Annotated in this window: 1 pseudogene; it reads right to left on the bottom strand. The window is 37.2% G+C overall.

Annotated elements, in window-relative coordinates:
* Positions 1-348, bottom strand: a pseudogene (locus tag LA04_RS23190) (IS982 family transposase); the annotation flags it as partial.
* Positions 349-513: the final 165 nt, after the last annotated feature.

Below are 513 nucleotides of genomic sequence, written 5' to 3'. Positions count from 1 at the left end.
GGAATGGGGAAGCTGTCAATAATGGATACACTCATTCCTTCAACCTCTTTAAAGACGAGTGCTTGGCGAATGACTTGGATACTCGGTAAGAGGGCATTACAACGGCGGACAAAGCGATAATATTCTAGGAAATTAGGAAATAAACTTTGAGCMARTTGGTGCTTAGCTTTAAGCGTTTCACTAAAATGCAGTACGCCCCATAGGTAACAAGCGATAACTAAGCAATCTGATGTTGCGAGATGGACGTTCTTTCGGTTTTGAACCTCAAAGGGGAACCCTCGTTTGATAAAGCGTCTCAATGGTTGTCAGTAAATAAACAAAAACTTTTGGAAGTGTGCTATTATATATAAGTCGTCCGCTTTCTAATGCTTAGTGGTTTAAGATTAGGATAGCACGACTTATTTATTTTCCAATGAAATTAACTAGCAATTCGGGTTTATTACGGATTTTTTATATCTTCAATGGGTTCATTAATCACTGAATTTGATTATCTTGTTTTAATGAATGTGAAGT

Origin of the sequence: Enterobacter sp. UCD-UG_FMILLET (genome assembly GCF_000762975.1) — a bacterium.
Taxonomy (GTDB): domain Bacteria; phylum Pseudomonadota; class Gammaproteobacteria; order Enterobacterales; family Enterobacteriaceae; genus Enterobacter; species Enterobacter dykesii.
Note: the sequence above shows the minus strand (reverse complement) of the source record. Positions and strands in the feature narration are given on the sequence as shown.